Source organism: Gluconacetobacter sp., from assembly GCF_047721585.1.
GTDB classification, from domain to species: domain Bacteria; phylum Pseudomonadota; class Alphaproteobacteria; order Acetobacterales; family Acetobacteraceae; genus Gluconacetobacter; species Gluconacetobacter dulcium.
In genome coordinates this window covers 1-4,680 of sequence record NZ_JBDNXE010000199.1, presented here as the reverse complement: position 1 = coordinate 4,680, position 4,680 = coordinate 1, and the positions used below count along the sequence as shown (strand labels likewise).

2 protein-coding genes and 1 pseudogene are annotated in these 4,680 nt (G+C 56.7%); 1 reads left to right on the top strand and 2 read right to left on the bottom strand.

What is annotated here, in order from left to right; translation table 11 throughout:
* The first annotated feature begins 368 nt into the window (after nucleotides 1-368).
* Nucleotides 369-1,811 (top strand): DUF6880 family protein, encoded by a 1,443-nt coding sequence (locus ABF821_RS19985; RefSeq protein WP_415531350.1) that lies wholly within the window; start codon nucleotides 369-371, stop codon nucleotides 1,809-1,811.
* 313 nt (nucleotides 1,812-2,124) lie between these two features.
* On the opposite strand, the pseudogene ABF821_RS19980 reads toward ABF821_RS19985, so the two are convergent.
* Together ABF821_RS19980 and ABF821_RS19975 are read right to left on the bottom strand one after the other, a co-directional pair.
* Nucleotides 2,125-3,018 (bottom strand): annotated as a pseudogene (locus tag ABF821_RS19980) (IS3 family transposase); the annotation flags it as partial.
* A 2-nt stretch (nucleotides 3,019-3,020) separates the two neighbouring features.
* The gene (locus ABF821_RS19975; protein WP_415531349.1) at nucleotides 3,021-4,382 is read right to left on the bottom strand and encodes an IS110 family transposase; all 1,362 of its coding nucleotides are present in this window, start codon (nucleotides 4,380-4,382) and stop codon (nucleotides 3,021-3,023) included.
* Nucleotides 4,383-4,680 lie beyond the last annotated feature (298 nt).

Below are 4,680 nucleotides of genomic sequence, written 5' to 3'. Positions count from 1 at the left end.
GCGGGATTCTCATCCTGTTTGACGTATTTCTCATCCTGATTGTCGCACCGCAATTGCGGAAATCGGTTGCCGTGTTGGTGTTGCCGGTCATGGTCTTTGCCCTTAGTTCCGCGAGGAACAGCCCCCGCTGTTCCTCTGCCTCGCGGCGAGCAGCGGGGTAGCAACGGCAAGGGCGACCGATGGGGAGGGGTATCTCCCGGTCTGCACGGAGCGCAGCGCAGGAAGATCGGGGACACCCCATCGGGCGGCGTCAGCCTGCTGACGCGCATCCTTGCCGGCGCGAGGGCGGAGCCATTAGCCCTTTTTCTCTTTTTTCATGGTGACGGCATTTGCTTGCGCCCCTGGGGGCACGGTCATAATCTGTATTCATGGCCCGCACTCCTTCGACAAAACCTGCCACCCGCAAGTCCGCCGCATCCGCGAAAGTCGGCACGACCGTCACGAAAGACAATCTGAAAGCCCTTGGTGCGGATCGGCTGGCAGACCTTCTGGTCGATCTGTCGGAACAGGATGCCGTGCTCACCCGGAAGCTGCGCATGGCGCTGACAGCCACTCATGCGAAAGACAAACTCGGCAAGGAGATCGAAAAGAGGCTGCGAACGATCCAGCGCTCCCGTGGTTTCCTGCCCTGGGACCGGATCAAACCCCTCGCCACGGAACTCGACACCCTGCGACGCTCCATTCTCGATGATGTTGCGATGACGGATGTCGGGCAGGCCATTTCTGCGATGCGTCTTCTCGTGGAACTTGCTCCTTCCGTCTATGAGCGCTCTGATGACAGTTCTGGTTATTTGTCAGATGTGTTTCGCGAAGCAGCCTCCGACCTTGGCACCCTCTGGGGACGACACGCTGGCCGGGATCCGGCTGTCACCGTCAGGGATCTGCTCACACTTCTCGATGCAGATGGGTATGGCACATGTGACCACCTGCTCGCGTCGTGCGGCGAGGCGCTGGGTACAGCAGGCGCGACCATGCTCAGGGTCACACTCGTCACACGACTGCACGAACTCCCTGCCTCCCGAGGAAAAGATGAGTATCGTATCGACAGAGTGCGTATGCAGACCCTCGGTCATCTGAGGGATCTGGCCGATGCGACGGGTGACGTCGATGCTTATATCGAGGCGGTCGGCATGAGCGATCGCCAATCCCCCTATTTCAGCGATATTGCACGCCGCCTTCTGGACAAGGGACGCGCCCAGGAGGCACTTGAATGGCTAGATCGAGAGACAGACGAACCCTCCCGGTTTCGCAGGGAGAATGACGATCTTCGGATCGAAGCGTGCGAAATTTTGGGCGACCACGATACAGCCCAAGCCATACGTTGGAAAATCTTTCGTGAATGCCTGAGCCTGCCTCACTGGCAGGCCTATCAACGCCATCTCAGTGACTATGACGCGATTGATGCCGAAGAGCAGGCACTCGATCACATCCGTAATTTCCCGGTTAAAAGCGTGGCCCTTTCCACTCTGCTGGAGTGGCCGGCGCTCGACGGCGCCGCCCGTCTCGTGCGGGAGCATACTTCGGAACTGGACGGACGGGATTATGGGGCATTACGTCCCGCCGCAGATCGTCTGTCTGAATCTTATCCCAATGAAGCGACGCTTCTTTACCGCCTGCTGGTCGAGGCCGTACTGGATAAGGCGCTTTCCCGCTATTATTCCTATGCAGCGAAGGATCTTGCCTCCTGTCGGCTGCTTGCGCCACTGCTAACAGCGACAGACGGCATGGAAACCCACGAAGCCTTTATGATCCGCTTGAAAGCGCAGCATAAGCGCAAGCTGGGATTCTGGTCACTGATCGGTGAGCATTAAAGGCAGCAATGGGGGGCAAGCGGTATGTCGGTTATCGGTGAGGAGTGATCGAAAGCTGCCATTCGCAGTGCTCACGTTTATGACGATTAACGACCAGACCCGGCCGTTCGCTGCCGATTGGACGAACGTCCGGTCCCGCCAGAAGCTGACAATTGCGACGGCCGAAGGGGGCGTTCGCCTACGCGCACTATTGCGGACATAGCGCGACCGTTTCACCGTCCCCGGTTGCGGCTCGCCCGGCTTCTGACCCGTCCCCAGTCATCTGCCAGCAACATTCTGGACTTGTAACGGTTTTGTGCCGGTCGGGAAGTGGTTATGCCACTTTGGCTTCGAAAGCGAGGGGGCTGATACCGCCCAGATATGAATGGCGTCGACGCGGATTGTAGAAGCCGTTGATATACTGGAAGATTGCAGCCGTGGCCTGACGACGGGTTGTCCAGTTCTGTCTCCAGAGTCGTTCCGCCTTCAGGCTTTTAAAAAACGTTTCGACAGCAGCGTTGTCATAACAATTACCTTTTCCAGACATCGATGCCGTCAGTCGATGTGTTCGTAATTTTTTCTGGAAATCATGAGAGCAGTACTGGCTGCCACGATCAGAGTGAAAGACGCAACCGGGACCTGGATCACGCAGTCTTACCGCCATATCCAGAGCGCGTATAGCAAGATCTTTTTTCATCCGGTCGCTGATGGCCCACCCGATCACGCGACGACTAAACAAATCGATGACGACAGCCAGATAGAGCCAGCCTTCGGCAGTCCAGATATAACTGATATCTCCGGCCCATTTCCGGTTGGGCCCTTCCGCAATAAAATTACCGTCCAGCAGGTTGGCTACAATGCCATACTGATGATGACTGTCGGTTGTGACCTTATGACGACGAGTGCGCACGGGTCGTATCCCGTTGGCCTTCATCAATCGGCCAACGCGACGTTCTCCGACATCAAGTCCCGCCTCTCTGAGTTCCATGGTCATGCGAGGCCGTCCGTAGGAACCGTTACTCAAACCATAATGTTCACGAATATGTGCCAGTATTTTCAGATCGGTGCGCTGACGCTGACGCTGGCAGGCTGGTCGGGATGTCCATGCCCGGTATCCACGCGCCGAGACCTGCAGGATGCTGCAAAGTCTCTCGATAGACCACTCATGCCGATACTTATGGATGAATGCGAACCTCATGGCTTTTGGCTCGCGAAGAACTGGGTAGCTTCCTAAGAAACAGCAGATCCTCCCGGTTGGGGTTGCAGCACAAACCCTAGTGATTGCGCGCGTCGGTGGAGATTGGAGATGACACGCTTGCGATGGACTTCGTCATAATGTCCCGCTCCGGGATCGGCATAAACCATGCCATACTTGAGGGTATTGTAGAACAGAACTGCTATCTTCCGGGCTGTGGCAGTTACAGCCTTGGCTTTTCCGACCCGCGCCGACAAACGTCTATAAAAAGCCCCCAGCGCCGTATCGCTCCGCCCTAGTGTCGTGGCAGCTAATCTCAGAAGTGCCGCGGCGCGACTGGAGGACCGGCGGGTGCGAGATGACAGAAGCTTGCCACCGGAAATCTTGTTCCCAGGAGCGAGGCACAGCCAGGACGTGAAATGTTTTGCAGTTGGCCAAGCACGAAGGTCTGTGCCGCATTCTGCCACGAGCTTGAGGGCCAGTGAAACACCGATGCCATGGATCTGCGTGAGATCGACGCCCAGCAAGCGATACAGAATGCCTCGCACGTCGAAAGATGGAGCGCTCACCTGCTTTGTCTTGATCCGCGGCTTTGGGAGGTCTGCCGTCGGCTTCGCACTCTTGTGGCTTAGAAGCACCAGCAGGCCTTCCATGCGGCGATCACAGGCTGCGATCCGTTCCTGGTAAATGTCATAAAGCTCCAGCGCCTGCGTCAGGGCAAAAACATGCTCGTCCCGATAATTTCCAACCAGAGCTGCCGATATCACGTCTGCCGAAGAGTGGCATCTGGCGTCGCGATAGGCTGCCAGGGCATCTGGTTCGCGTTGGCCGCTGACGATCGCCCGAATGATCTGCATTCCTGTGACGCCAGTGATATCGGAGACGACATGGTGGAGTTGAAGGTTCATTTCCATCAGGGCTTTTTGCATGTGCTGGATATGTCCCGCAGCATACTCAACCAGACGCTCGCGTTGACGCAGGTAAGCGCGCAATGCGGCAATATCAGCCTGAGGGCGGAAACTCCCACGTAGCAGACCATACGAGTGCAATTGCTGGAGCCATGCAGCATCGCTCACGTCTGTCTTGCGACCGGGCACGTTCTTGGCGTAGCGCGCGTTGACAAGGATGACATCGAAACCATGCTGCTCAAGGGTTTCATAAACTGGTATCCAATAGACGCCTGTGGATTCCATGGCGACACTGGTAACTTTGCATTCCTTGAACCACTCAGCCAATCTATGCAGGTCCGAGGTAAATGTTCCAAACGAGCGGATAGGTTCTCTGGTCGTCCCAGGCGAAACTGCTGCCATGTGCATCCGGGATCCGATATCAATCGCGGCGGCTCCCTGGATATGGCGGGTGAGATCAGGGGGCATATTCGAAGGCTTTCGAGGCATGATGACATCTCCACGCAACAGAGTGCAGGAGGGTGTGGAACGTGCCCATCAATCATCTTCCTAACCGGGATCACCACAGGGCGGCGTCACCATTCTCAAGGTCGCACAGTTCCATGGACCACGTTTTTTAACGGGGACAAACCCGCCAATAAGCGAACGGCCGCTACCCTCCTGTCTGGTACGATAGCATGGCCTGTTTCTATGCCGCACAGGCGGACAAACGCCCAGGATCGTTTTTTAGAATTTCCCTCTCCTCCCGCAGCAGAAGGTTCTCACGGCGTAATCTCTCATTCTCAAG

Coding starts and splice junctions, on each gene's coding strand:
- ABF821_RS19985 (WP_415531350.1), top strand. CDS start 369: ATGGCCCGCACTCCTTCGACAAAACCTGCCACCCGCAAGTCCGCCGCA.
- ABF821_RS19975 (WP_415531349.1), bottom strand. CDS start 4,382: ATGCCTCGAAAGCCTTCGAATATGCCCCCTGATCTCACCCGCCATATC.